General features: G+C 65.8%; 29 protein-coding genes and 1 other RNA gene. 21 read left to right on the top strand and 9 right to left on the bottom strand.

What is annotated here, in order from left to right; genetic code table 11:
• Positions 1-42 precede the first annotated feature (42 nt).
• The 4 genes from hflK (at position 43) to DQG17_RS08215 (ending at position 4,035) form a co-directional block, all read left to right on the top strand.
• On the top strand, positions 43-1,266 hold the full coding sequence (hflK, locus tag DQG17_RS08230; protein ID WP_116132215.1) for an FtsH protease activity modulator HflK: 1,224 nt from the start codon (positions 43-45) through the stop codon (positions 1,264-1,266).
• Position 1,267: 1 nt separating this feature from the next.
• Positions 1,268-2,158 (top strand): protease modulator HflC, encoded by an 891-nt coding sequence (gene hflC, locus DQG17_RS08225; protein ID WP_116132214.1) that lies wholly within the window; start codon positions 1,268-1,270, stop codon positions 2,156-2,158.
• Positions 2,155-2,352, top strand: coding sequence for a DUF2065 domain-containing protein (locus tag DQG17_RS08220; RefSeq protein WP_116132213.1), 198 nt, complete (start codon positions 2,155-2,157; stop codon positions 2,350-2,352). The genes hflC and DQG17_RS08220 overlap by 4 nt, the downstream gene beginning before the upstream one ends.
• A 198-nt stretch (positions 2,353-2,550) precedes the next feature.
• Complete coding sequence (locus tag DQG17_RS08215; protein ID WP_369907998.1) at positions 2,551-4,035, top strand: DegQ family serine endoprotease; 1,485 nt, start codon at positions 2,551-2,553, stop codon at positions 4,033-4,035.
• A gap of 250 nt (positions 4,036-4,285) precedes the next feature.
• Here the strand turns inward: DQG17_RS08215 and DQG17_RS08210 are convergent, their stop codons facing one another.
• Together DQG17_RS08210 and DQG17_RS08205 are read right to left on the bottom strand one after the other, a co-directional pair.
• Entirely contained in the window at positions 4,286-4,837 is a 552-nt protein-coding gene (locus DQG17_RS08210; protein ID WP_116132212.1) for a hypothetical protein, read from the bottom strand.
• Between the two features lie 227 nt (positions 4,838-5,064).
• Positions 5,065-5,484, bottom strand: coding sequence for an OB-fold nucleic acid binding domain-containing protein (locus DQG17_RS08205; protein WP_116132649.1), 420 nt, complete (start codon positions 5,482-5,484; stop codon positions 5,065-5,067).
• A 124-nt stretch (positions 5,485-5,608) separates the two neighbouring features.
• On the opposite strand from DQG17_RS08205, the gene DQG17_RS08200 reads away from it, so the two are divergent.
• Complete coding sequence (locus tag DQG17_RS08200; RefSeq protein WP_116132211.1) at positions 5,609-5,932, top strand: 2Fe-2S iron-sulfur cluster-binding protein; 324 nt, start codon at positions 5,609-5,611, stop codon at positions 5,930-5,932.
• Here DQG17_RS08200 and DQG17_RS08195 read toward each other — a convergent pair.
• Together DQG17_RS08195 and DQG17_RS08190 are read right to left on the bottom strand one after the other, a co-directional pair.
• The gene (locus DQG17_RS08195) at positions 5,880-7,172 is read right to left on the bottom strand and encodes a multidrug effflux MFS transporter (protein ID WP_116132210.1); all 1,293 of its coding nucleotides are present in this window, start codon (positions 7,170-7,172) and stop codon (positions 5,880-5,882) included. The genes DQG17_RS08200 and DQG17_RS08195 overlap by 53 nt on opposite strands.
• A gap of 43 nt (positions 7,173-7,215) precedes the next feature.
• Positions 7,216-8,013, bottom strand: coding sequence for a pseudouridine synthase (locus DQG17_RS08190; RefSeq protein ID WP_116132209.1), 798 nt, complete (start codon positions 8,011-8,013; stop codon positions 7,216-7,218).
• Positions 8,014-8,074: 61 nt separating this feature from the next.
• On the opposite strand from DQG17_RS08190, the gene DQG17_RS08185 reads away from it, so the two are divergent.
• Together DQG17_RS08185 and DQG17_RS08180 are read left to right on the top strand one after the other, a co-directional pair.
• The gene (locus DQG17_RS08185; protein WP_116132208.1) at positions 8,075-8,542 is read left to right on the top strand and encodes a nucleoside deaminase; all 468 of its coding nucleotides are present in this window, start codon (positions 8,075-8,077) and stop codon (positions 8,540-8,542) included.
• Positions 8,543-8,599: 57 nt separating this feature from the next.
• The gene (locus tag DQG17_RS08180) at positions 8,600-9,046 is read left to right on the top strand and encodes a DsrE family protein (RefSeq protein WP_116132207.1); all 447 of its coding nucleotides are present in this window, start codon (positions 8,600-8,602) and stop codon (positions 9,044-9,046) included.
• A gap of 290 nt (positions 9,047-9,336) precedes the next feature.
• Here DQG17_RS08180 and DQG17_RS08175 read toward each other — a convergent pair whose 3' ends face one another.
• Positions 9,337-10,029 carry a metal-dependent hydrolase gene (locus tag DQG17_RS08175; protein WP_116132206.1) on the bottom strand — a complete coding sequence of 231 codons (693 nt, stop codon included), beginning with the start codon at positions 10,027-10,029 and terminating at the stop codon, positions 9,337-9,339.
• Between the two features lie 58 nt (positions 10,030-10,087).
• Between DQG17_RS08175 and DQG17_RS08170 the strand changes: the two genes are divergently transcribed.
• The 9 genes from DQG17_RS08170 to rpmG all read left to right on the top strand — a co-directional run bounded on the left by DQG17_RS08170 (position 10,088) and on the right by rpmG (position 15,484).
• Positions 10,088-10,747, top strand: a complete 660-nt coding sequence (locus DQG17_RS08170; protein WP_116132205.1) for a ceramidase domain-containing protein — start codon at positions 10,088-10,090, stop codon at positions 10,745-10,747.
• A gap of 88 nt (positions 10,748-10,835) precedes the next feature.
• Entirely contained in the window at positions 10,836-11,123 is a 288-nt protein-coding gene (gene gatC / locus DQG17_RS08165) for an Asp-tRNA(Asn)/Glu-tRNA(Gln) amidotransferase subunit GatC (protein ID WP_116132204.1), read from the top strand.
• Positions 11,123-12,613: an Asp-tRNA(Asn)/Glu-tRNA(Gln) amidotransferase subunit GatA gene (gatA, locus tag DQG17_RS08160; protein ID WP_116132648.1), complete on the top strand. Its 1,491-nt coding sequence runs from the start codon at positions 11,123-11,125 to the stop codon at positions 12,611-12,613. The genes gatC and gatA overlap by 1 nt, the downstream gene beginning before the upstream one ends.
• Positions 12,610-12,912, top strand: a complete 303-nt coding sequence (locus DQG17_RS08155; protein ID WP_116132203.1) for a hypothetical protein — start codon at positions 12,610-12,612, stop codon at positions 12,910-12,912. The genes gatA and DQG17_RS08155 overlap by 4 nt, the downstream gene beginning before the upstream one ends.
• Positions 12,913-12,938: 26 nt before the next feature.
• A complete protein-coding gene (locus DQG17_RS08150; RefSeq protein WP_116132202.1) occupies positions 12,939-13,181 on the top strand; it encodes a hypothetical protein in 243 nt (80 codons plus the stop codon).
• Complete coding sequence (locus DQG17_RS08145; protein ID WP_116132201.1) at positions 13,162-13,944, top strand: N-acetylmuramoyl-L-alanine amidase; 783 nt, start codon at positions 13,162-13,164, stop codon at positions 13,942-13,944. The genes DQG17_RS08150 and DQG17_RS08145 overlap by 20 nt, the downstream gene beginning before the upstream one ends.
• A gap of 11 nt (positions 13,945-13,955) precedes the next feature.
• Positions 13,956-14,371, top strand: an RNA gene (gene rnpB / locus DQG17_RS08140) — RNase P RNA component class A.
• 84 nt (positions 14,372-14,455) lie between these two features.
• Positions 14,456-15,172, top strand: a complete 717-nt coding sequence (locus DQG17_RS08135; protein ID WP_116132200.1) for a DUF533 domain-containing protein — start codon at positions 14,456-14,458, stop codon at positions 15,170-15,172.
• 144 nt (positions 15,173-15,316) lie between these two features.
• Positions 15,317-15,484 (top strand): 50S ribosomal protein L33, encoded by a 168-nt coding sequence (gene rpmG, locus DQG17_RS08130; RefSeq protein ID WP_116132199.1) that lies wholly within the window; start codon positions 15,317-15,319, stop codon positions 15,482-15,484.
• A gap of 302 nt (positions 15,485-15,786) precedes the next feature.
• Here rpmG and DQG17_RS08125 read toward each other — a convergent pair whose 3' ends face one another.
• A complete protein-coding gene (locus DQG17_RS08125; RefSeq protein WP_116132198.1) occupies positions 15,787-16,515 on the bottom strand; it encodes a Crp/Fnr family transcriptional regulator in 729 nt (242 codons plus the stop codon).
• A gap of 86 nt (positions 16,516-16,601) precedes the next feature.
• Here DQG17_RS08125 and DQG17_RS08120 point away from each other — a divergent pair, with 86 nt between their 5' ends.
• Positions 16,602-16,979 carry a hypothetical protein gene (locus tag DQG17_RS08120; protein WP_157973553.1) on the top strand — a complete coding sequence of 126 codons (378 nt, stop codon included), beginning with the start codon at positions 16,602-16,604 and terminating at the stop codon, positions 16,977-16,979.
• Positions 16,980-17,324: 345 nt separating this feature from the next.
• Here DQG17_RS08120 and DQG17_RS08115 read toward each other — a convergent pair whose 3' ends face one another.
• Both DQG17_RS08115 and DQG17_RS08110 read right to left on the bottom strand, forming a co-directional pair.
• The gene (locus DQG17_RS08115) at positions 17,325-18,101 is read right to left on the bottom strand and encodes a Bax inhibitor-1/YccA family protein (protein WP_116132196.1); all 777 of its coding nucleotides are present in this window, start codon (positions 18,099-18,101) and stop codon (positions 17,325-17,327) included.
• 219 nt (positions 18,102-18,320) lie between these two features.
• Entirely contained in the window at positions 18,321-18,539 is a 219-nt protein-coding gene (locus DQG17_RS08110; protein ID WP_232829362.1) for a DUF1127 domain-containing protein, read from the bottom strand.
• Between the two features lie 134 nt (positions 18,540-18,673).
• Between DQG17_RS08110 and DQG17_RS08105 the strand changes: the two genes are divergently transcribed.
• The gene (locus tag DQG17_RS08105; protein ID WP_116132194.1) at positions 18,674-19,576 is read left to right on the top strand and encodes a LysR family transcriptional regulator; all 903 of its coding nucleotides are present in this window, start codon (positions 18,674-18,676) and stop codon (positions 19,574-19,576) included.
• On the opposite strand, the gene DQG17_RS08100 is transcribed toward DQG17_RS08105, so the two are convergent.
• On the bottom strand, positions 19,530-20,492 hold the full coding sequence (locus DQG17_RS08100) for an NADPH:quinone oxidoreductase family protein (RefSeq protein ID WP_116132193.1): 963 nt from the start codon (positions 20,490-20,492) through the stop codon (positions 19,530-19,532). The genes DQG17_RS08105 and DQG17_RS08100 overlap by 47 nt on opposite strands.
• 314 nt (positions 20,493-20,806) lie before the next feature.
• Here DQG17_RS08100 and DQG17_RS08095 point away from each other — a divergent pair, with 314 nt between their 5' ends.
• From DQG17_RS08095 to DQG17_RS08085, 3 genes are all read left to right on the top strand, one after another.
• Complete coding sequence (locus tag DQG17_RS08095) at positions 20,807-21,166, top strand: helix-turn-helix domain-containing protein (protein ID WP_116132192.1); 360 nt, start codon at positions 20,807-20,809, stop codon at positions 21,164-21,166.
• Positions 21,167-21,241: 75 nt separating this feature from the next.
• Positions 21,242-22,072, top strand: coding sequence for a histidinol-phosphatase (gene hisN, locus DQG17_RS08090; protein ID WP_198666051.1), 831 nt, complete (start codon positions 21,242-21,244; stop codon positions 22,070-22,072).
• 1 nt (position 22,073) lies between these two features.
• The gene (locus DQG17_RS08085) at positions 22,074-23,414 is read left to right on the top strand and encodes an 8-oxoguanine deaminase (protein ID WP_116132191.1); all 1,341 of its coding nucleotides are present in this window, start codon (positions 22,074-22,076) and stop codon (positions 23,412-23,414) included.
• Positions 23,415-23,525 lie beyond the last annotated feature (111 nt).

Here is a 23,525-nt window from a genome sequence, read left to right as displayed (position 1 = left end):
CATTGCAACAAGACGACATAAAATCGAGAGGGAAGGAATTCCATGGCAGGACATAGCGGCGGGCCCTGGGGCGGCGGCTCCGGCGGCGGTCAGCAGGGCGGCGGCAATCGCGGCGGCGGAGACGGCAGCGGCGGTGGCGGCGGAAATAACGGGCGCAGGCCCGGCGATGAGAAGTCGCAGATCCCCGAGATCGACGAGATCGTCCGCAAGGGCCAGGAGCAACTGCGCGTCCTGATGGGCGGGCGCGGCGGCCCACGCGACCCCAACCGCCCGGACGGCGGCGGCGGAGGCGGCGGGTTTCGACTCACCCGCAGCACGGTGATCGTCGGCGGACTGGCTGTCGTGGCGCTGTGGGGGCTTGCCTCGTTCTATACCGTGAAACCCGAAGAACAGTCGGTGGAACTTTTCCTCGGCAAGTTCAGCTCGACCGGGGAACCGGGCCTCAACTTTGCCCCCTGGCCGTTTGTCACCGCCGAGGTGGTGAACGTCACCTCCGAGCGGACCGAGGATATCGGCAACACACTTGCCGCCCGCGGCTCCGACAGCGGCCTGATGCTGACGACCGACGCCAATATCGTCGACATCGACTTTCAGGTGGTCTGGAACATCAATGACGCGGCCAAGTATCTGTTCAACCTGCGTGACGGTCGCGACACCGTGCGCGCAGTGTCTGAATCGGCGATGCGCGAGATCATTGCCGCCTCGGATCTGGCCCCGATCCTCAACCGCGACCGTGGTCTGATCGCCCAGACCGCGCTCGACAGTATCCAGGCCACGCTCGACACCTACAACTCGGGTATCACCATCGTTCGGGTCAACCTCGACCGTGCCGACCCGCCGCGCGAGGTGATCGACGCCTTCCGCGAGGTTCAGGCCGCCGAACAGCAGCGCGACCGGCTTGAACGCCAGGCCGACGCCTATGCCAACCGCATCCAGGCCGGTGCCCGGGGCGAGTCCGCGCAGGTGCTGGAAGAGGCCGAGGCCTATCGCGCCCGCGTGGTCAACGAAGCCGAGGGCGAGGCCAGCCGGTTCTCGGCCGTGCAGGAAGAATACAGCAAGGCGCCCGAGGTCACTCGCAAGCGGCTCTATCTGGAAACGATGGAAAAGGTGCTTGGCGGCATGGACAAGGTGATCCTTGGCGAAAGCGGTCCGGGCGGCAGCAGCCAGGGCGTCGTGCCCTATCTGCCGCTGAACGAATTGCGCCGCAATTCTGCGGCCACCACCACCACCACAACGAACGACACCGTCAGTGGGGGGAGCAACTGAGATGAAGCGCGGATTCTATTTCATCCCGATAGCCATCGTTCTGGTGGCACTGTTCCTTGCATCGATCTTTATCGTCGACGAGCGCGAAAAGGCGCTGGTGATGCAGTTCGGCCAGATCCGTCGGGTCAAGGAAGACCCCGGCCTTGCCTTCAAGATCCCGCTGATTCAGGAGGTCGTGAAATACGACGCCCGTATTCTGGCGCTCGACACCGACACGATCGAGGTCACGCCCTCGGATGACCGCCGGCTGGTGGTCGATGCCTTCGCGCGTTACAGGATCGCGGACGTGGTTCAGTTTCGCCAGGCTGTCGGCGTCGGCGGGCTGCCGGCTGCCGAAAACCGGCTGAGCTCGATCCTCAATGCCCAGATCCGCGAGGTTCTCGGCGCCGATCAGGTGACATCTGACACGATCCTGTCCTCGGACCGTCGCGAACTGATGAACCGGATCCGGGACCAGAGCCGGGCCGAGGCGCTTGCGCTCGGGCTCGACGTTGTGGACGTGCGGCTCAAGCAGACCAACCTGCCCGAGCAGAACCTGAACGCCACTTTCGAGCGGATGCGGGCCGAACGCGAACGCGAGGCCGCCGACGAGATCGCCCGCGGTAACGAAGCGGCGCAGCGGGTCCGTGCCCAGGCCGACCGGACGGCGGTCGAGCTGGTCTCGGAGGCCCGCAAGGAAGCGGAGATCGCGCGCGGTGAGGCCGATGCCCGGCGTGCCGGGATTTTTGCCGAGGCCTATGGCGCGGACGAACAGTTCTTTGAGTTCTTCCGTTCGCTCAATGCCTACGAGAATGCGCTGCAGGGCGAGAACTCCTCGCTGGTGATCTCTCCGGATGGCGAGTTCTTCGATTACTTCAAGTCCGCGCAGGGTCGGCCGGCCGCCGCAGAATGATCGCGACACTGTTTCTGGCCCTCGGGCTGGTGTTTGTTGTGGAGGGGCTGGTGCTTGCACTGGCCCCTTCGCGTCTGGAGGAGATCATGGCGATGCTGGCGCAGATGCCGCCGGACCTGCGTCGGCTGCTCGGGCTTCTGGCGGTCACGCTGGGGGGCATCCTGCTTTGGCTTGCGAACTGGCTATCGGCCTGAGACACTGGGGCAAGCCGGGGAGACCCGGGACACCATGACGCAATTCGTCACGGTGACGTGACGCATCGCGACAGGACTTTGAGTTGCTCCTTCGGGGCCGGTTGTCGAAGACTATGCCGCATCGGGACTGCCCCTTGGTGCCGTTCCGCACCTTGGCCTGCCAAGTGGGCCGGCCCCTCAGAACAGAAGGAATATCGAGTGAACTCGCAAGCTCTTACCATTCCCCGGACGTCCGAAGGGGTGTGGACCCCCGTCTGGACCCCGCGACTGCTCGTGGCCGCGGTGGCGCTGGTTATGTGTTTCGGTCAGGCGACCGGGGCGCTGGCGCGTGGCGCACCCGAAAGCTTTGCCGATCTGGCCGACAAGGTCAGCCCGGCGGTCGTGAACATTACCACCTCGACCACGGTCGAAACTGCGGCCGGACCCGGCCCGATTGTGCCCGAAGGCTCGCCCTTCGAAGATTTTTTCCGTGACTTCATGGAGCGCAACGGTCCCGATGGCGGCAAGCCGCGCCCACACAAGTCCTCGGCGCTCGGCTCGGGCTTCGTGATCTCGGAAGACGGCTATATCGTCACCAACAACCACGTGGTCGAACAGGCCGACGAGATTTCGATCGAATGGAAGGACGGCCAAACGCTCGACGCCAAGGTGGTGGGCACCGATCCCAACACCGACCTCGCGCTGCTGAAGGTCGAAACCGACAAGCCGCTGCCCTTCGTCAGCTGGGGCAACTCGGACGAGGCACGGGTCGGCGATTGGGTGATGGCCGTCGGCAACCCGCTCGGACAGGGCTTCTCGGTCTCGGCCGGGATCATCTCGGCTCGCGGCCGTGCGCTTTCGGGCAGCTATGACGACTACATCCAGACCGACGCTGCCATCAACCGTGGCAACTCGGGCGGTCCGCTGTTCAACATGGATGGCGAAGTGATCGGTGTGAACACCGCGATCCTGTCGCCGAACGGCGGCTCGATCGGCATCGGTTTTGCCATGTCGAGCCGGGTTGGCGACAATGTCATCCACCAGCTCAAGGAATTCGGTGAAACCCGCCGCGGCTGGCTTGGCGTCCGTATCCAGGACGTGACCGACGATGTCGCCGACGCGATCGGGCTGGAAGAGGCCCGCGGCGCGCTGGTCACCGACGTGCCCGAAGGTCCGGCGGCCGAAGCCGGTGTCAAGTCCGGCGACGTGATCATGTCGTTTGACGGCACCGACGTCTCGGACACCCGCGAACTGGTCGCCCAGGTGGGCAATACCGAAATCGGCAAGTCGGTGCGCATGGTCCTGTTCCGAGACGGCAAGACCGAGACCGTCATGGTCACCCTCGGCCGCCGCGAAACCGCCGAAGATGCCGTGCCCGCCGCCATCAATGGCATGGAAGAACCGCAGGACGCCCAGATCCTCGGTCTGACCGTGACCCCGGTCACCGCCGACATCGCCGAAGAGATGAACCTTGGCAAGGACTCGGTCGGTCTTCTGGTCAAGGACGTCGACGAGACCTCCGAGGCCTATGACAAGGGGCTGCGCGCGGGCGACGTGATCACCCAGGCGGCGCAGAGCGAGGTCACCTCGATCTCGGATCTCGAGGCGCGCATCGACGAGGCCAAGGAGGCGGGGCGCAAGTCGATCCTGCTGCTGATCCGCCGCGCCGGCGAGCCGCGCTTTGTGGCACTGAACATCAACTGACGGCTGGCGTCGGACAGGACCCGACCGGACAACAAAAGGGGGCATCGGCGAACGCGCCGGTGCCCCTTTTCTTGTCCGGGGTGCATCGCCGCAGTCTGCGGCGTCCGTCCCCGTGCGTCACGTCAGACCAACCCTGACGGAAGGAAGGACGGCCCGGCCTGTGGTCAGGCGGGCCGTCGGTCTGGTCTTGCGTCCGCCGCCTCGGCCGGGATGGCCGGGTGCGGCGGGACGTATTGGCAGGCGCCGTCTATCACTGCGCCGCGCCGGACTTCAGGATCTGATGGATGCGGAAGCTGTTGCCATCGTCTTGCGCCGCCTTCAGCGCGGTCAGCTGCGAGGTGGTGTAGGCGCCGGGCTGCACGCCGAGCAGGCGGGAGAGGTTGGCGTTGGCCGAGCTCGCGTCGCTGCTGGAGGTCGAGACCGTATAGGACGGGTTTTCGGATTTCAGGATCTGGTTGATCCGGAAGCTGTCGCCATCGTCTTTCGCGGCCTTTAGCGCGGTCAGTTGCGAGGTGGTGTAGGCGCCGGGTTCGACGCCGAGCAGACGCGAGAGGTTGGCGTTGGCCGAGTTCACGTTGCTGTTGGAGGTCGAGACCGTATAGGACGCGTTTTCGGCCTTGAGGATCTGGTTGATCCGGAAGCTGTTGCCGTCGTCCTTCGCGGCCTTGAGCGCCGTCAGTTGCGACGTGGTATAGACACCCGGTTCGACGCGAAGCGTGTTGGCCAGTTGGTCGTTGGCAAAGGCGGGGGCGCTTGCACTCAGGGCAAGGGCGGCAACGGTTGCAAGGGTAATGCGGTTCATGGTGATTTCCGTTCGTTTGATTTGCGGTTTTCTTTGGTCACCGGCAGGTCTGCCTGCGATGACTGAGAGATAGTTTCTGTTCGTAAAAACTGAAACTTACCGAAAATGCCATCTATGGTGCAAATATGCACAGCACGTAGCTGTGAGAAGGGTTGTTATTGCCGAGGGGGCCGAGCGTACTGTCACATTGCGCGGTCTGGCCCTGTTGCCAGCCTGTCCCGCGCGGTTCAGCCCGGCAGTTGCGGGTCGAAATCGGGATCGAGCAGCAGGTCTAGCATCGCCGAAATGTCCTCGATCTGCTCGGCGACCACATGAACCACGTTCTGTTCGCGCTGCAGCCGCCCGGTGATCCGCAGCAGCCGTCCGGCAATGATCGCACGCCGGAACCGCTCATAGATCTTGGCCCAGATCACCACGTTGCAGACCCCGGTCTCGTCCTCGAGCGTCAGGAAGATCACCCCCTTGGCGGTGCCCGGCCGCTGCCGCACCAGCACCAGCCCGGCAACGCAGACCCGCGCCCCCGCCGGCGGCAGCCAAAGCTGCCCGGCCGGCAGGCAGGCAGGCGGGCGCGGCCAGGATGCCGGGCGCGGCGGCAGCGCGTCCAGGGTGGCAGGGGACCAGAGCGGCGGGGGCGGTGTGCGGAGCATGGAACAAATATAGAACATTTGCGCTGCGTCGCCAAGCCGCCGACGGACTGGCAAAGCCCGGACGTTTAACCTATGTCAGCGCGGAAAGCAGGCGCCGAGCGTCGGGATTAGGAAGGATAATGTCGTGGCCAGGATCACCTATGTCGAGTTCTCCGGGAAAGAACATGTTGTCGATGTCGCCAACGGGCTGACGGTGATGGAAGGCGCACGCGACAACGGAATACCGGGCATCGAGGCCGATTGCGGTGGGGCCTGCGCCTGTTCGACGTGCCATGCCTATGTCCACCCCGATTGGGTCGACCGGCTGGAACCGGTCGAGCCGATGGAAGAGGACATGCTGGACTTTGCCTATGAAACCCGCCCCGGGTTTTCGCGCCTGACCTGCCAGATCCGGGTCACCGACGCCCTGGACGGCCTGATCGTCCAGCTTCCCGAACGTCAGATCTGATCCCGCGGCCCTGCGCTGCCGTCTGGCGCAGAGCCTCGACCATGGCCGGTTCGGCACGCATCGCCAGCGCGCCAAGGGCCAGCGCGCCGGCGCCTGCAAGGCTGAAACCCACCGCCAGCGGCAGCGCGGTGCCGTCATAGAAGGCGCCGAGCGCGACAGTAAACAGCGTCGCGATCAGGCTCGACAGCGCGGCAATCAACGAGGCGCCAAGCCCCGCGAGCTGGCCGAGCGAGCGCATCGCCAGGGCGTTCAGGTTGCCGAACAGCAGCCCGATGGCAAAGAAGGCGCCAAAGCCGAGGCCGAGAAAGACCGGCAGCGGCGGCCGCCCGGCCCAGATCGCACAGGCCAGCAACAGCAGCAGACCGGCCGCCGTCAGGCCACGGAAGGCGCGGCGCGCCATCGCCTCCATCCCCACCCGCCGCACCAGCCGCGCGTTGAGAAACGAGGCAAGCCCGACCGCGGCCGCAAGTGCCGCGAAATAGAACGGGAACGTTTCGGCAATGCCGTAAAGGTCGAAGAAAAGATCGGCGGCGATGCTGAGATAGAGAAGCTGCGCGCCGAACACGAGGCCGGTTGCGGCAATCAGCAGGCTCACCTGGCGGTCGGCAAGAATGCGGCCCGCGTTGCCGGCCAGCAGCCGCGGCCGGAACGGAATACGGCGAGACGGGGACAGCGTCTCGGGCAGCCGCAGCGCCACCCATAGGCCAAGTACGGCAGCCATCAGCAGATAGAAGCCAAAGACACCGCGCCAGCCCGCCAGCGCGACCAGCCCCTGTCCCAGTGCGGGTGCCAGCATCGGCACCAGCACCAGCAGGGTGAAGATGAAGGACAGGATCCGGGCCATCGCTGCGCCCTCGAAACGGTCGCGGATCATGGCGCGGGTTGCAATCTTTGGACCCGAAACGCCGATGCCCTGCAGGATACGGCCCAGAATCACCGCCTCGAGCGAGCCTGCCAGCAACGCGATGGCGGTCCCGGCGGCATAGAGGCAGAGCCCAAGTCCCAGGGTCCGCCTGCGCCCCAGCGCATCCGACAGCGGCCCGACCAGCAATTCGCCGAATGCCATCCCGAAGATGAACAGCGAAATCACATGGTGGGTGGACAGCGGCGGCGGCGTGCCGAGATCCCTGCCCATCTGGCGCAGACCCGGCAGCAGCGCGTCGATACTGATCGCCGTCAGCGACGTCAGAAGGGCATAAAGCACGATATGCTCGCGACGGACGGGGACGGCGGCTGTCATGGCAAGGATCTGTCGTGGTGCGGACATGGCCTTTGGCGGCCGCTCATTTCCGCCGGCGCACCGGCTTTTTCTTCGGCACCGCCGCAGGCTCGAAATCCTTGTCGAGCCCAAGCTGGTCGCGCAGCACCCGGCTCTTGACCTCCTCGACCTCGCCGGGCTTCAACTCGCCCAGCTGGAACGGGCCATAGCTGATCCGGATCAGCCGGTTCACGATCAGCCCGACCGCCTCCACCGCGCGCCGGATCTCGCGGTTGCGGCCCTCGCGCAGGCTGATCGTCACCCAGGCGTTGGACCCCTGCTGGCGGTCGAGCGTTACGCCCATCGGCTGAAACCGCTCGCCATCGATCACAAGTCCCTTGCGCAGCGGCTCGAAGACCGCGTCCGCGGGCGATCCGTGCAGCCGCACCCGATAGCGCCGCAGCCAGCCCGTCGAGGGCAATTCCATCCGCCGCTTGACCGCCCCGTCATTGGTCAGCAGCAAAAGACCTTCGGAGTTGATGTCGAGCCGGCCGACCGACACCACGCGCGGCATCTCGGGCGGAAGTGCGGCAAAGACCGTCGGCCGCCCCTTTTCGTCGCGCGCCGAGGTCACCAGCCCGAGCGGCTTGTGATAGAGCCAGAGCCGCGGCGGCTCGGCTTCCGCCAGCGCCTGGCCATCGACGGTGATCCGGTCGGCGGCGGTGACGTTCAGCGCGGGACTTGTGATCCGGGCGCCGTTCACCGCGACCCTGCCGGCCGCGATCATCGCCTCGGCCTCGCGGCGCGAGGCACGGCCGGCGCGGGCGATCACCTTGGCGATCCGGTCGCCCGGAGGCGGCGTGGGGGGGATGTCATCAATCATGGTCCCCGATACGCCCTGCCGGCGGACTTGCCAAGACGCCGCCGCCGGGGCAGGGGAAGGCATGGGGTTCACCTCGCATATGGAGATCGCGCTGCAGGAGGCGCGCGCCGCCGCCGGCCGCGGCGAGGTGCCGGTCGGCGCGGCTCTTGTCGATCCGTCCGGCCGGCTGGTGGCGCGCGCCGGCAACCGCACCCGCGAGCTGTCCGATCCGACCGCCCACGCCGAGATCCTGGCGATCCGCGCCGCCTGTGCCGCGGCTGGGTCGGAACGGCTGCCGGGCCACGCGCTCTATGTCACGCTCGAACCCTGTCCGGCCTGTGCGGCCGTCATCTCATTCGCGCGCATCGCCCGGCTTTACTATGGTGCGGCCGACCCGAAATCGGGCGGCGTGGCGCAGGGCCCGCGGATCTTCGCGCATCCGCAGGCCCACCATGTCCCCGAGGTCTATCCCGGCATCGCCGAGGCCGAGGCCGAGGCACTGCTGAAGGCCTTCTTCGCATCCCTGCGGGACCGGCCCGAAACCCGGTGACGCGAGCGCTAACGGCGGTTAGAGTAACATATCGGAATATTAGTATTGGAGGAGTCGATGTCCCGATTTGCCGCCCGCGGTCTTGCCGCAGGAATTGCTGCCCTTGCCCTCAGCGCCCAGCTTGCCTTTGCCGAACCAGCGGCCAAGGTCGCGATCCATGTCGACGAGGAAAACGTCTCGACCATGAACATGGCGCTGAACAACGCCGCCAACATTGCCAAGCATTATGCCGACCTCGGCCAGGAGGTGGTGATCGAGATCGTGACCTACGGTCCCGGCCTGCACATGCTGCGCGAAGATACCTCGCCGGTGAAGGACCGGATCGAGACGATGGCGCTCGAGATGGACAACATCACCTTCTCGGCCTGCCTCAACACCGTGCAGGCGATGCAGCAGCAGATGCAGTCCGACGTGCCGCTGATCGCCGAGGCGACAGTCGTGCCCTCGGGCGCGGTGCGGCTGATGGAGCTTCAGGCCGAGGGCTATGCCTATCTGCGCCCCTGATCCGTCCTGACGCGAGGCTGCAGCGGGTCAAGGATGGCCGCGTGCGGCCACCGCGGCACGCGGCGCCGAAGGCGTCCTTGAGGCGCTGAAGGCTTGCATCACAATCGAAAAGGCGCTTGAGGGCACATTTGCCCCTCAAGCGCCTCTCAGCACACCTTCCCCCGTCACTTGATCCGCGAACCCCGGACATCCCACTCCGCGCCCGCCGCTGGTGCCCGGCCCAACGGGACGCGGCGCCGCAAGGCGCCAAGGACGGGCGGGAGCGACCGCGCCCTGGCCTCCGGGCGCTGTCAGATCTCGACCACCTCCATCACCTCGGGGGTCTTCACGTCGATCCCGGGCAGCGCATCGACCAGCGGCTGCGCCGATTGCGCGAGGATCGGGAAGGTCTTGTAATGGCAGGGGATCACCACCTTGAAGTCGAAGAACTTCTTCGCCGCCCAGGCCGCGCGTTCCATGTCCATGGTATAATGCCCGCCGCAGCACAGGATCCCGATGTCGGGATTGTGCAACTCGCCGAACAGCGCCATGTCGGCCATCACGTCCGTGTCGCCGGTGACATAGATCACATGGCCTTCGCCCGCGATCATGAACCCGGCCGCCGATCCGGCATATTCCGGCCGTCCGCCGGTGAAGTCGATGCTCGAGGAATGGGTGGCGTTCACCATCGTCACCCGGACCTCCCCCAGCGCGATCGTGCCGCCCTTGCCGAAGCCCACCACCTCGACCCCGTCATGGCCGAGGCGCGTCGCCAGCTCGTGGATCGCACAGACGGAAACGCCCGTCTCGCCCGACAGCGCGGCCGCGACGCTGGCATGATCGCCATGGCCATGGGTCAGCAGGATCGCCGTCACACCGGCAATGGCCTCGCCGCGGCGGTCGGCCGGGAAGGCCGGGTTGCCATCGAGCCAGGGATCGATCAGCAGGACCTGATCCGCGATGTCGATGCGAAAGGCAGAATGCCCGAGCCACGTGATCTTCATTTGAGTCTCCCAGCGAAACGTTGAAACCTTCGGGACAAGGTAATCCGGAGGGGCACGAATGGAAGACTTGATGCGGCAGGTCGACGGCTATTGCGAGCGTACCGATTTTGCCTATTGGTCCGAGCCGCTGAATGCCGTGACCAATGCCGCCTTCCTGATCGCCGCGCTGGTGATGTGGCGCCGGCTGCGCGGCGTGCCCTTTGGCATCGGTCATGTGCTCTGCCTCATCCTCGCCGTGATCGGCACCGGATCGTACCTGTTTCACACCCATGCCACGATCTGGGCATCCTGGGCCGACATGGTCCCGATCGGCGTTTTCGTTCTGGTCTACCTCTTCGCCACCAACCGTGACCTCGTGGGGCTTCGGGCGCCCTGGGCGCTGCTGGCGACGCTGGGCTTCGTGCCCTTCGTGGCAGTGACCCTGCCGGTCTTCGCGGCCCTGCCGTTCTTCCGGATCTCGTCGGTCTACTGGCCGATCCCGCTGCTGATCGTGCTCTATGCGCTAGGTCTGCGCGCGCGCGCCCCCGACACCGCGCGTGGCTTCGCCATCGGTTCCGCGATCCTCGTCGCCTCGCTGATCTTGCGCTCGCTCGACCAGCCGCTCTGTGGCGTGTTCCCTTTCGGCACCCATTTCCTGTGGCACATCCTCAACGGGATCATGCTGGGCTGGATGATCGAGGTCTGGCGGCGTCACCGGTTGGCCTCCGTTCCCGCCTGACTCGACCGCGGCCCATGCGCATCCGCTTGCGGCCGGGGCAGTCGGGCGATAAACCCGACCCGATCACCCGACGACCCCCGGAGGCCCCATGTCCATCGACATCGAAACCGCGCGCCGCGTCGCCAAGCTCGCCCGCATCCGGGTCGAGGAACAGGACCTGCCGGCGCTGGCGGGCGAATTCAATGCCATCCTCGGCTTTATCGAACAGCTGGGCGAAGTCGATGTCGAGGGCGTCGAGCCGATGACCTCGGTGACACCGATGCGGCTCAGGCGCCGCGTCGACGAGGTCACCGACGGCGGCTGTCAGGCCAAGGTCCTGGCCAATGCGCCCGACGCCCGCGAGGGCTTTTTTGCCGTGCCGAAGGTGGTCGAATGATGTCCGATCTGTCCAGCCTGACAATTGCCGAGGCCCGCGACGGCCTGCGCGCCGGAAGCTTCACGGCGACCGAACTGACCGCGGCGTGCCTCGCGCGGATCGAGGCGGCGGATGCGCTTGGCGCTTTCGTGCACAAGACGCCCGAGATCGCATTGGAACAGGCGGCGGCCGCCGATGCCCGGATCCAGGGCGGGGCCGAGAACCCGATGTGCGGCGTACCGATCGGCATCAAGGACCTGTTCTGCACCCAGGGTGTGCCCTCACAGGCTGCCTCGCGGATCCTCGAAGGCTTCCGCCCCGAATACGAATCGACCGTCACGACGCGGCTCTGGCAGGCCGGCGCGGTCATGCTTGGCAAGCTCAACATGGACGAATTCGCCATGGGCTCGTCGACCGAGACCTCGGTCTATGGCAACGCGGTCAATCCCTGGCGGCGCAAGGACGACGCGACGCCGCTGACGCCCGGCGGTTCTTCCGGGGGCTCTGCGGCCGCGGTTGCAGCCGACCTCTGCCTTGCTGCGACCGGCACCGATACCGGCGGCTCGATCCGCCAGCCCGCCGCGCTGACCGGCATCACCGGCCTGAAGCCAACCTATGGCCGCTGCTCGCGCTGGGGTATCGTCGCTTTCGCCTCCTCGCTCGATCAGGCCGGGCCGATGACCAAGACGGTGCGCGACGCCGCCATCATGCTTGGCGTCATGGCGGGCTTTGATCCGAAGGATTCGACCTCGGCCGATCGGGCGGTCCCCGATTTCGAGGCGGCGCTGACCGGCGACATCCGTGGCAAGACCATCGGCATCCCCCGGGAATACCGGATCGACGGCACGCCGGCCGAGATCGAAAAGCTCTGGAACGACGGTGCGGCGATGCTGCGCGATGCGGGTGCGAAGATCGTCGATATCTCGCTGCCCCACACCAAATACGCGCTGCCTGCCTATTACGTCATTGCCCCCGCCGAGGCGTCCTCGAACCTTGCGCGCTATGACGGGGTGCGCTTTGGCCATCGCGCCAAGCTCGCCCAGGGCGATGGCATTACCGAGATGTACGAAAAGACCCGCGCCGAGGGCTTTGGCGCCGAGGTTCAGCGGCGGATCATGATCGGCACCTATGTGCTCTCGGCCGGGTTCTATGACGCCTATTACAACCGGGCGCGCCGGGTGCGGACGCTGATCAAGCGCGACTTCGATCTGGCCTTCGAGGCCGGCGTCGACGCGATCCTGACGCCTGCGACGCCCTCAGCCGCCTTCGGTCTGGGCGAAATGGCCGATGCCGATCCGGTACAGATGTATCTCAACGACGTCTTCACTGTTACAGTGAACCTCGCCGGCCTGCCCGGGGTGTCGGTTCCCGCCGGGCTCGATGCGCAGGGGCTGCCACTCGGGTTGCAACTCATCGGCCGTCCATGGGAGGAAGCAGACTTGCTGAACATCGCACACTCGCTGGAAACCGCGGCTGCCTTTACGGCGCGTCCGACGGATTGGTGGATATGATGAGCGCCCGGACGCCACGCGGCGCAGCCGTTCTGCTGACGGCGGCCGCCACTCTGGTCCTTGGCCTGGCGGTGTCAGGGTGTTCTCCGGTCCCCGCCGATCAGAAAGTTGCCCTGCCGGCCGGGACGCCGAAACTGAGTGCCAGCGCACAGCGGGCCAAGCAGCTCAGCGCATCGGGGGCCGCCTCGGATGTGCCCGAATACACCGGGGCGCCGGGTCCGGATGCCGAATTTCCCACCTATGTCGCCCAGACCGGCAAGACCGTCTATCCGGGCTGGATGGTAAAAACCGCCCGCTGAGTCGCGGCCCCGACAGGAAGATGCCGATGTTTCTCCGTGCAAACTCTCGCCCCCTTGCCGAATCCGCCGGTTGCGCTGTGCGCAGCCGGCCATTGTTGCTGGTTGCGGCGCTGCTCGGCCCGCTTGCGCTCGGCGCCTGCGACTCTGCTGCGCCGGGGCTTCAGGCATTGCCGCCCGCGGCGGCGACGGATCTCGAATCCGACATCGCGGCCAATGACGCCTCCGAAAGCGTTCCGTCCGAATTCTCGGATGCGACCCAGATCCCTTGACCGGGATCCTGTGCCGGACCATGCGGCGGTGAACCAGCCGATCTGGCACGGCTCGCCCAATTTCGGGCCGCGCCGGGATCGGGCGGTCCCGACCCTGATCGTACTGCACTACACAGCCTTCACCTCGGCCGAGGCGGCGCTCGACCGGCTTTGCGACCCGGTCGCAGAGGTATCGAGCCATTTTCTGATCGGCCGCAGCGGGACCTGCTGGCACCTTGTCGACGAGGCGGCCCGCGCCTGGCATGCCGGGGCCGGCAGTTGGGGCGGGCAGGGCGATGTCAACAGCCGCTCGATCGGGATCGAGATCGACAATGACGGCGCAAGCCCGTTTTCCGAACCGGCGATGGCGGCGCTCGAAGGCCTGCTTGGCGATCTTCTGGGGCGCTGGCAGATCGCACCGCAGGGCGTGATTGCGCATGCCGACATGGCGCCGCTGCGAAAATCCGACCCCGGTCCGCGATTCGACTGGGGCAGGCTCGCCCTGCAGGGCCTGGCCTGCTGGCCACAGGCCAGCGCGGCGGACGAGGGGGCCCGTGCCCCCGAGGATGCCGCTCCTTCCGCCACGATGACGGCGCCCGACGCGGTGCAGGCAGACCTTGTCCACTTCGGCTATCCGGCCGACGTGCCCTTTGCGGCGCTGCTTGCCGCCTTCCGCGCCCGCTTCCGTCCCTGGTGCCGGGGGCCGCTCGATGCGACAGATGCCGCCATCGCCCGTGACCTTGCCACACGCTTTCCCGTTGACCCGGGCGCGCCCGGCTCCTAGATCTCTGCGGCGCGGATGGCTGGATGGCCGCGGTCCCGGTGTAATGCCGGGGACGAGGAAAGTCCGGACTCCCTGAGGCAACGGTGCCGGGTAACGCCCGGGCGGGGCAACCCGACGGAAAGCGCCACAGAGAACAGACCGCCCTTCGAGGTTCGCGCTGCGGACCTGCGAGGGGTAAGGGTGAAACGGTGGGGTAAGAGCCCACCGCAGAGGCGGCAACGTCTCTGGCATGGCAAGCCCCACCGGGAGCAATGCCGAATAGGACCTCCGCGGGGCATGTCCCCGGGGCCGCTTCAGCCCCAGGCAGGTCGGGTAGGCAGCTGGAGCCCGCCGGCAACGGCGGGCCGAGAGGAATGGTCATCCAGGGAAGAACGGCCGCAGGGCCGGACTTCCCGGACAGAATCCGGCTTACAGGCCGTCCGCGCAATATTCTTCTCTGCGACCCTTCGCCGTTATTCTGCGCTCACGCCACATCTGATAGGCTTGCGGCATTGTGTTCAGGGAGGAACCCATGAGTTTCATGAAAGCACTCGCCGCGGTGGCCGTCGGAATCGCTGCCACCAAGGGCTATGAAAAGTTTCAGAAGACCGGCGGCATGGCCGGCATGCAGGACATGCTGAAGGGCGCCGGCAACAGCCCGACCGCCGAAAAGCTCGGGCAACTTGCCGACCAGTTCGGCGTCCCCGGCGGCTCGGCCAAGGTCAAGGAAATGTTGGGCCAGATGGGCACCGCGACCGCCCAGGCGACCGAGGCAACGACGGCAGGGCTTGGCAGCCTGATGAACTCGATGCGCGGCGCCGCCGAAGCGGGCTCCAAACAATCGGCCGAGATGATGGACGCGCTGTTCGGCTCGACCCCTGTCGGCCCGGTCATGGAGGCGCAGGCCAAGCTGATGCTGAAGGCGATGATCATGGCCGCCAAGGCCGACGGCCAGATCGACCCCGACGAGCAGGCCGCGATCCTCGACAGGCTGAAGGACGCCGGCGATGAGGAAAAGGCCTTTGTTGCTGCCGAACTGAAGAAGCCGGTCGATATCCAGAGCCTCGCTGCCGAGACCGGCGAGGCCGCGCGCGAACAGGTCTATTCGACCTCGCTTGCCGCGATCCGCGTCGACAACGAGGCCGAGCGCAAGTATCTGCGCGGGCTTGCGACCGCGTTGCAGCTGAGCGATGCGCAGCGCGACGAGATCCACGCACGAATGGGCCTTGCGCCGCTCGGCGCTGCCTGATCTGTGTGCGGGGCCGGATGGCGGCCCCCGGCGGCCCCCTTGTGGGGCCGTAGCCTTGGCGAAGGGTCTTGACACCCCCTCGCCACGGCTTAAAACGCCAACTTCAGATTTCACGGGCGGCTGCGTCCGGATTAGGAGACGATCATGGCGAAACCGACCACAATCAAGATCCGGCTGAATTCGTCCGCCGGCACCGGCCACTTCTATGTGACCAAGAAAAACGCGCGTACCATGACCGAAAAGATGGTCGTGCGGAAATACGACCCTGTCGTTCGCAAGCACGTCGATTACAAGGAAGGCAAGATCAAGTAAGATCTTGCCATGCCGGCCGCATTGACGGGGCCGCGCGAGCGATCGCGCGGTTTTTTGTGCGTTTGACTGGCGATTTTCGACGGCTGTGACAGAACAGGGGAATTCGCAGGGCCCGCGCATTGACCCGCGAGCGGCGTTCCCGGCCGAGCGGTCGGTGGATTTCCTGGCGCCACTGCGATGCCGTTCCGTTTCGCCATGGGCATAGAAGGCCCCGGGCAGATTGCGCCTCCGCTCTCCCCAGGGTCGCTTTGCCAGTCGTCGCGAGGCGGCATCGCGGCTGATCGCGCGCCGCGGCCCGCGTATCAGATCAGTGGCCGATCCTCGGCGTCGGGTTCGTCGACCAAGCCGATCTGCGCCAGCGCGTCGAGGTCGAACACCTCCAGCCGGGCGTCGTGCCAGCGGGCGATCTGGCGGTCGCGCAGCCTCGCCAGGGTCTTGTTGGTATGCACCAGCGACAGACCCAGCGCATCCGCGAGATCCTGCTGGCGGAACGGCAGCGAGCAGGTGCCGTCCTTCTCCAGACCCAATGCCTGGTTGCGGACAAAGAAGCGGTGCAGGCTCCACGCGATCTTTTCGAGCGCGCTGCGCTGGCCGATCGTGGCGAGCGCGTCGCCCAGGAAATTCTCTTCCACCGCCGCCAGATACGTCAGCGAATAGGCCCGGCGCGGGTGGTTCTCGAACAGCTCATAGACCCGGGACCGGTTGAAGACGCACAGCCGCATCGGCGTGCTCGCCTCGACCGAATGGCGCATCTCGCCCATGACAGCGGCCTGCAGGCCAAGGAAATCGCCGGGCATCGCGAAGTTGACCACCTGACGCCGGCCATTTTCGAGCGTCTTGTACCGGATGCCCATGCCCGACAGCACGGTGTAAAGCTGCGCCGCGCTGGCGCCCTCGACAAACAGCTGGGTGCCCGCGTCGACAAACATCTCGCCGGACTTGAAGCGCTCCATGAAGGAAAGTTCCTGGTCCGTGAACGGCAGGAAGATCGATTTGCGCCTGAGCGGACATTCGGTGCAGTCGAGGGACATTTTTTGCCGAGAGTATGTCATAGTTTATTGCGACCACGCGGATCCGAGCCGAATGTGACGTCGACGTCAACGGGGAGCTCAAGAGCTTGAACTATCCATCCGATCGCCAACGAAAATCCTTCGTGATCCTGACCCCGAACTATGTCGAGGCGATCGACCTTGCCGAGGCGCTGGCGTTCGACGGTCCGTCCGAGGCGCTTCATGTGCCCACAGCGGCCGAGCTGGTGGCCAAGCTCGCCAACGCCGATTTCCGCCCGGACGGTGCAATCCTTGCCGGCGCCTTTGCCGAGCCGCATCTTGACGCCTGTATCCTGCAGCTGAAGGCGCGCGGGGCGCGACTGGTCTTTGTCGATGGTCGGGATGAGTACGCCCGGGAACTCGGTGCGCTGCAACTGCGGCGGCCTTACGGCGCCGAGGATCTTGGCCCTGTTCTGGCGGCGCTCGGTGGACAGCCGCCGTGCTGACCGGATGCCGCGGTGCAAAACCCTGTGATGCGAAGGGTGATTTGGCAGGGCGGTGAGGCGCGCCGACGGGTGGCCGGGACGGCAGTGTTCGTGCGTAGGATGAATGTATGTGATCATGTCTTCGTGAACGCTCCGGGGGGCGAAGTTGTTCCGCCGGGGGCGCGCGCCCCGACCGTCGTTCGAAGGCCGGGGCGAAGGTCGGGGCTGCGCGCCGATGATATCCGCCAGCGCCACTCCGCTCGGCCCGGGCATTGCCGGAACGCCCTTGCAAGACTGCAAAGGCCGGGCTTTTGGCCCGGCCCTGTCGATTTCGCATCGTATCGAGGCCGCAAGGCCGCCGGCTAATCAGTTCCGGTTGCCGAACAGTTGCAGCAGCATCATGAACATGTTGATGAAGTCCAGATACAGGCTGAGCGCGCCCATGATAGCGGCCTTGCCAAGCCATTCCTTGTCGCCATGAACGGCCATCTCGACATAGGTGTTCTTGATCCGCTGGGTGTCATAGGCGGTCAGGCCGGCAAAGATCAGCACGCCGATCACCGAGATCGCGAAGGCCATCGCGCTCGACTGCATGAAAAGGTTGATCAGCGAAGCGACGATCAGGCCGATCAGGCCCATCATCAGGAAGGTCCCCATGCCCGACAGGTCCTTCTTGGTCGTGTAGCCGTAAAGCGACAGACCGGCGAAGGAGATCGAGGTGATCAGGAAGACCTGAGCGATCGAGGTTGCCGTGAACACAAGGAAGATCGAGCTGAGCGACAAGCCCATCACCGCCGCGAAGGCATAGAACACGACCTGCGCCGTGGCAGCCGACATTCGGTTGATCCCGGCCGAGAAGCCGAAAACGAAGATCAGCGGTGCAAACATGACCAGCCACTTCAGCGGCGAGGCGTAGATCGCGGCGCCAAAGCTGGTCAGATAGGTGTCGGCGCCGATCTGATAGGCGCTCGGCACCGAGGAAACCGCAAGGCCGGCAACCGCCCAGGCAGCCAGCGCCGTGATCAACATGCCCACGGACATCGTGCCGTAGACCTTGTTCATGTGGGCGCGCAGCCCCTCGTCGATCTGGGCCGTGCGGGCGCCGGATACCCCTGCGGTCCGGATCGTTTGGTAATCAGCCATTCATGCCTCCGTTCTGTTTGGACAAACGCCCGCGTTCAATGCGGGCGTATTTGCCCTATGATATCGTCAGAGGCAGCCTGCGTTTCAAGTGTTTCTCGCGTCCAAATGCCGGGTCCCGGTTCGGGTCCTCGCCAACACCTGCCGCAAAACGACACCGGCCCGCGCCAGAAGGCTGCGGGCCGGTCGTTTTCCTCATGGAAAATAGCGTGTTCCGTTGGGTCACTTCATCCAGAAGTGCGGCACGTCCCACAGCGGGCGCGTCGCCTCGCTTTCCGCCTCGAACCGGCTCACGCCGATGTCCTGAAGCATGTGGTCGTCCATCATGGCCAGTTCGCGACGCTGCCGGGCGAGAACGCGTAGATTGCGAACGTATGAAATGATGCCCAGCGGGTTGAAGCCGCGGTGCATTCCTGCGGTGTGTATACTCTGAACACTCATGGTCGTTTCCTCGTCAAGTCCTTCGGTTGTCTAACGCAACTCTGCGTTTCATCGTTTTCCTTGATATATATGGCATGGCGTGACAGATATGAAAAACGAATGTTTATGAACTGTTTCATCACGAGGGATGATGCATGATCCGCAATCTCGACCTGACCGCCCTGCGCTCGCTGGTAGCCGTTGCCGACAGCGGCGGCGTGACCCGGGCGGCCGGTTTTCTGAACCTCACGCAGTCCGCCGTGTCGATGCAGCTCAAGCGTCTGGAGGAATCGCTCGACGTCGCGCTGCTCGAACGCTCGGGGCGCGGGGTGGAACTGACCTCGTCGGGCGAACAGTTGCTGTCCTACGCACGCAGAATGCTGGCCCTGAACGACGAGGCGATCGACCGGCTGACGGCGCATGACTTCGGCGGCGAGATCATGCTGGGCGTGCCCCACGACATCGTCTATCCGCATGTCCCTGAAATTCTGCGCCGTTTCAACGCCGCCTTCCCGCGGGTGCGGGTCAACCTCGTGTCATCCTATTCGCGGGCGCTGCTGGAGGAGTTCGTCAGCGGCAAGTTTGCGATGATCCTGACCACCGAACGCGGCCGCGGCGAGGGCGCCGAGGTGCTGTCCGAGAAGCCGCTGTGCTGGATCGGCGCGCAGGGCGGCGTGTGCTGGCGTCAACGGCCGCTGCGGTTCGGTTCGGGGCGCGAATGCATGTTCCGCGCCACCGGCATCCGGGCGCTGGAGCGTTGCGCCATCAGTTGGGAGATGGCGGTCGAGTCGGATTCGGACCGCACCATCGAGGCCACCGTGCGGGCCGACCTTGCCGTTTCGCTGATGCTCGAGGGCACCGAACCGCCGTTTCTGGAACGGATCCAGCACAACGGCGCGATGCCGGACCTGCCGAGCTATTCGATCAACCTCTATGTCGCCGACAAGCCCTTTGGCCGGGCCGAAGAGGCGCTTGCCGATCTGGTGCGCGAGGCCTATCGCGCCGACGGCTTCATGGCATCGTCACAACGATCTTCCCTGTCGACTTCCGCCGCCTGAGCAGATCCAGCGCCTCGGCGGCGCGACCAAGCGGGATCTCGTGGCTGACATGCGGGGTCAGCCGGCCTTCGACGTACCAGGCGAACAGCCGGGCAAGCGAATCGGTCAGCACCTCTGGCGCAAATTTCAGATAGCCGCCCCAGTAAAGACCAATTACCGCCAGATTTTTGACCAGAAGCAGGTTCGCCGGGATCTGCGGCACCTCGCCGCTGGCAAAGCCGATGGCGAGGATCCGTCCCTCGGGGCGGGTCGCCCCCATGCAGGCCGTGAACAGCGCGCCGCCGACCGCATCATAGACCACGTCCGCCCCGCCGAGCGCCCGGATCTGGCCGCGGATGTCGTCGCTTTCGGCGTCGATCAGATGGCTTGCCCCGGCCGCTTTCGCCACCGCGAGCTTGTCGGGCCCGCGGGCGATGGCCACCACTTCGGCGCCCATCAGCGCACCGATCTCGACCGCTGTCAGACCGACGCCGCCGGCCGCGCCCGTCACCACCAGCCGCTCGCCTGGCCGCAGGCCCGCCCGGTGATCGAGCGCCACATGCGAGGTACCATAGGCGATCAGAAATGCCGCGGCATGGACCATCGGCATGGCCCCGGGCAGGGGAACACAGCGCTCTGCAGGCAGGTTTGCCGCCTCGGCAAGGCCGCCGCTGCCGCCAAACGCCGCGATCCGGTCGCCTGGAGCAAAGCCCTCGACGCCGGGCCCGACGGCGGTGATCGTCCCGGCCATTTCCATGCCCAGTGTCACCGGTGGTTCGGGGCGCTCCTGGTACTTTCCTTCCACCATCAGCAGATCGGCAAAGTTCAGGCCGCAGGCGGCGACCGCAATCTGCACCTCGCCCGGCCCCGGCGGCGCGAGCGCTACCTCGACCAGCGCCGGAGCGGTCTGGTAACTATTGATCCGGTACGCCCGCATCGCCGCCTCGCCTCTTTTTTGTCCTTCGGGGACAAGACTTAGGGGATTCGTCTCGTGCTGACCATCGCGCCAAGAATGCTACGCCGCGTTCATTCGTTAATATTCTCCCTTGCGTTGAGTTAAAATCTTGTGACAATCGGACCGGAGGAACAGGGACAGGCCCGCGGGTCTGGGTGGTTTGAGAAGGAAATAGCTTTGAGAATTCTTCAGTTTGGCCGTTTTTCGGCAGAGATAGCAGCGACTTCGGCAATTCGACCAGTACGTCAAGGTAAATTGGTCCATATCAATTCCCTAGGGAGCGAAGAGGAACGTTCATGACACACCCCGTTGATGTGCATGTCGGCAAGCGAGTTCGGCATCGGCGCTGGATGGTTGGAATGACCCAACAGCAGCTCGCCCAGAAGGTCGGTATCAAGTTTCAGCAAATTCAGAAATATGAGACTGGAATCAATCGGATCAGTGCCTCCCGGCTCTGGGACATCGCCGATTCGCTCGGGGTTTCCGTCGGTTTCTTCTTCGACGGTTTGCGGGACGGAATGGAGGAACCGGCCGAAGGGGCCGACATGATGTCCGACAAGGAAGCGCTGGAACTGGTCCGCGCCTATTTCGCGATGCCCGAGAATCAACGGCGGCGCCTGTTCGAACTGGCTCTGGTCCTCAGCCACGCGGCTTGACCGCAGGGGATTGCGCGGCTAGCGCGCAGGAAGCAGGGCGTCAGGCCCACTTCCTGCGCCGAACCGGAGCAAGCCATGACAGATCCAGTCACTTTTCAGCCTCTCGCCGTTCAGGCAGAGGCGATGCGGACGACAGCGCGCGTCCTGGCCGACGTGGCGCGGCAGATAACCCTGCCGCTGTTCCGGTCCCCGGAACTTGCCGCCGACAACAAGCATGACGCGAGTGACGGCGCCGGATTCGATCCGGTGACCCAGGCCGACCGCGCCGCAGAGGCGGCAATGCGCGCGATTCTGGCCGAACGGCACCCCGAGGATGCGATCCTCGGTGAGGAATACGGCGCCGACCCCGGAACCAGCGGCCTGACCTGGGTACTCGATCCGATCGACGGCACCCGCGCGTTCCTGTCGGGCCTGCCGACCTGGGGGGTGCTGATTGCGGTCTGCGATGCCTCCGGCCCGATCTTTGGCGTGATCGACCAGCCCTTCACCGGCGAGCGCTGGCAGGGCGGCCTCGGGTTTGCCCAACACAGCGGTCCCGCCGGCACCCGGCCGCTTGGCACCCGGGCACCAAGGCCGCTGTCCGAGGCGGTCCTGTTCTCGACCTTCCCCGAGATTGGCACAATCGAGGACAAGGCCGGATTTGACCGGGTCGCCCGGGCGGCCCGGCTGGTCCGCTTCGGCACAGATTGCTATGCCTATGGCCTGCTGGCGCTCGGCCAGATCGACCTGGTGATCGAGGCCGGGCTGCACGCCTATGACATCTGCGCCCCGATTGCCGTGATCGAGGCGGCAGGTGGCATCGTCACCGACTGGGAGGGCGGGCCGGCCCAGGGCGGCGGCCGGGTGATCGCGGCGGCAAACCCCGCGATCCACGCCGAGGCGCTTGCGCTGCTGAACGGGGCCTGAGATGGCCCATCTCCTGATCCGCCGTGCCGAGCGTGTTGTCACCATGGATCCCGACCGGCGCGAGCTTTCGGGCGCCGACGTCCGGATCCGGGATGGCGTGATCGTGGAGATCGGCGAGGGCCTTGCCCCCGAGGGGGCCGAGGTTCTGCCTGCCGATGGATGTCTGGTGACACCGGGTCTTGTGAATACCCACCACCATCTGTTCCAGACCCTGACCCGGGCGGTGCCCGCGGCACAGGACGCGTTGCTGTTCGGCTGGCTCAAGACGCTCTATCCGATCTGGGCCCGGATGGGGCCGGAACACATCGCGGTCTCGACCCGGCTCGGTCTGGCCGAACTGGCGCTGTCTGGCTGCACCATGTCCTCGGACCACCTCTATCTGTTCCCGAACGGTGCAAGGCTTGACGATTCGATCGCGGCCGCGGCCGAGGTCGGGCTGCGGTTCCATCCTACCCGCGGCGCAATGTCGATCGGCGAGAGCCTCGGCGGATTGCCTCCCGATGCGCTGGTCGAGCCGGAGCCGGCAATCCTTGCCGATGCCGAACGCCTGATCGCCGCCTACAACGACCCCGCCGAGGGGTCGATGCTGCGTGTCGGGCTGGCGCCCTGTTCGCCATTTTCGGTCAGCCGCGAGTTGATGCGCGACGCCGCGATCCTGGCGCGCGAAAAGGGCGTGATGCTGCACACCCACCTGGCCGAGAATGACGAGGATATCGCCTACAGCCTTGCGCAGTTCGGCTGCCGGCCCGGCCAATATGCCGAGGATCTGGGCTGGACCGGCGACGACGTGTGGCATGCCCATTGCGTCAAGCTCGACCGCCACGAGATCGGCCTCTTTGCCCGCACCGGCACCGGCGTCGCCCATTGCCCCTGTTCCAACTGCCGACTCGGGTCTGGCATCGCGCCGGTGCGGGCGATGCGCGATGCAGGTGTGAAGGTCGCGATGGGCGTCGACGGCTCGGCCAGCAACGATGGCGGCGATCTGGTGTCCGAGGCACGCATGGCAATGCTGCTGCAGCGTGTCGACCGCGGCGCCGACGCGCTCTCGGCCCGCGAGGCGCTCGAAATCGCGACGCTCGGCGGCGCGCAGGTGCTGGGCCGGCCCGACTGCGGCGCAATCGCTCCGGGCAAGCGCGCCGACATCGCGGTCTGGGACATGTCCGGGCTCGAGGCCGCGGGGTCGTGGGATCCGGTCGCGCTGCTGCTCGCCGGCCCGCGGCGGGTCCGCGACCTGCTGGTCGAGGGCCGGTTCGTCGTCACCGAAGGCCGCCTTGTCACCCAGGACGCACGCCGCCTGGCCGAAGAGGCCCGCCGCCTGACGCGCACGCTGATCGACGGCTGATCCCCGAAACCGCGTGCATTAGCGGGCATGTGCGGTCAGGAAACCGATCCCACCGACAGTCAGCCAGTTGAGCGGACCTCACATCCGATCGCCACGACCCTCCCGCTTCTT

Origin of the sequence: Tropicimonas sp. IMCC34043 (assembly GCF_003390845.1) — a bacterium.
In the GTDB taxonomy this organism is placed as follows: Bacteria; Pseudomonadota; Alphaproteobacteria; order Rhodobacterales; family Rhodobacteraceae; genus Tropicimonas.
The sequence above is the reverse complement of the archived record's forward strand: the minus strand, read 5'-3'. Positions and strand labels throughout refer to the sequence as shown.

Excerpts from the sequence above, each read along its gene's own strand:
- hflK (WP_116132215.1), top strand. The coding sequence starts at position 43 with ATGGCAGGACATAGCGGCGGGCCCTGGGGCGGCGGCTCCGGCGGCGGT.
- hflC (WP_116132214.1), top strand. The coding sequence starts at position 1,268 with ATGAAGCGCGGATTCTATTTCATCCCGATAGCCATCGTTCTGGTGGCA.
- DQG17_RS08220 (WP_116132213.1), top strand. The coding sequence starts at position 2,155 with ATGATCGCGACACTGTTTCTGGCCCTCGGGCTGGTGTTTGTTGTGGAG.
- DQG17_RS08210 (WP_116132212.1), bottom strand. The coding sequence starts at position 4,837 with ATGAACCGCATTACCCTTGCAACCGTTGCCGCCCTTGCCCTGAGTGCA.
- DQG17_RS08205 (WP_116132649.1), bottom strand. The coding sequence starts at position 5,484 with ATGCTCCGCACACCGCCCCCGCCGCTCTGGTCCCCTGCCACCCTGGAC.
- DQG17_RS08195 (WP_116132210.1), bottom strand. The coding sequence starts at position 7,172 with ATGACAGCCGCCGTCCCCGTCCGTCGCGAGCATATCGTGCTTTATGCC.
- DQG17_RS08190 (WP_116132209.1), bottom strand. The coding sequence starts at position 8,013 with ATGATTGATGACATCCCCCCCACGCCGCCTCCGGGCGACCGGATCGCC.
- DQG17_RS08185 (WP_116132208.1), top strand. The coding sequence starts at position 8,075 with ATGGGGTTCACCTCGCATATGGAGATCGCGCTGCAGGAGGCGCGCGCC.
- DQG17_RS08180 (WP_116132207.1), top strand. The coding sequence starts at position 8,600 with ATGTCCCGATTTGCCGCCCGCGGTCTTGCCGCAGGAATTGCTGCCCTT.
- DQG17_RS08175 (WP_116132206.1), bottom strand. The coding sequence starts at position 10,029 with ATGAAGATCACGTGGCTCGGGCATTCTGCCTTTCGCATCGACATCGCG.
- DQG17_RS08170 (WP_116132205.1), top strand. The coding sequence starts at position 10,088 with ATGGAAGACTTGATGCGGCAGGTCGACGGCTATTGCGAGCGTACCGAT.
- gatC (WP_116132204.1), top strand. The coding sequence starts at position 10,836 with ATGTCCATCGACATCGAAACCGCGCGCCGCGTCGCCAAGCTCGCCCGC.
- gatA (WP_116132648.1), top strand. The coding sequence starts at position 11,123 with ATGTCCGATCTGTCCAGCCTGACAATTGCCGAGGCCCGCGACGGCCTG.
- DQG17_RS08155 (WP_116132203.1), top strand. The coding sequence starts at position 12,610 with ATGATGAGCGCCCGGACGCCACGCGGCGCAGCCGTTCTGCTGACGGCG.
- DQG17_RS08150 (WP_116132202.1), top strand. The coding sequence starts at position 12,939 with ATGTTTCTCCGTGCAAACTCTCGCCCCCTTGCCGAATCCGCCGGTTGC.
- DQG17_RS08145 (WP_116132201.1), top strand. The coding sequence starts at position 13,162 with ATGCGACCCAGATCCCTTGACCGGGATCCTGTGCCGGACCATGCGGCG.
- DQG17_RS08135 (WP_116132200.1), top strand. The coding sequence starts at position 14,456 with ATGAGTTTCATGAAAGCACTCGCCGCGGTGGCCGTCGGAATCGCTGCC.
- rpmG (WP_116132199.1), top strand. The coding sequence starts at position 15,317 with ATGGCGAAACCGACCACAATCAAGATCCGGCTGAATTCGTCCGCCGGC.
- DQG17_RS08125 (WP_116132198.1), bottom strand. The coding sequence starts at position 16,515 with ATGTCCCTCGACTGCACCGAATGTCCGCTCAGGCGCAAATCGATCTTC.
- DQG17_RS08115 (WP_116132196.1), bottom strand. The coding sequence starts at position 18,101 with ATGGCTGATTACCAAACGATCCGGACCGCAGGGGTATCCGGCGCCCGC.
- DQG17_RS08110 (WP_232829362.1), bottom strand. The coding sequence starts at position 18,539 with ATGAGTGTTCAGAGTATACACACCGCAGGAATGCACCGCGGCTTCAAC.
- DQG17_RS08105 (WP_116132194.1), top strand. The coding sequence starts at position 18,674 with ATGATCCGCAATCTCGACCTGACCGCCCTGCGCTCGCTGGTAGCCGTT.
- DQG17_RS08100 (WP_116132193.1), bottom strand. The coding sequence starts at position 20,492 with ATGCGGGCGTACCGGATCAATAGTTACCAGACCGCTCCGGCGCTGGTC.
- DQG17_RS08095 (WP_116132192.1), top strand. The coding sequence starts at position 20,807 with ATGACACACCCCGTTGATGTGCATGTCGGCAAGCGAGTTCGGCATCGG.
- hisN (WP_198666051.1), top strand. The coding sequence starts at position 21,242 with ATGACAGATCCAGTCACTTTTCAGCCTCTCGCCGTTCAGGCAGAGGCG.
- DQG17_RS08085 (WP_116132191.1), top strand. The coding sequence starts at position 22,074 with ATGGCCCATCTCCTGATCCGCCGTGCCGAGCGTGTTGTCACCATGGAT.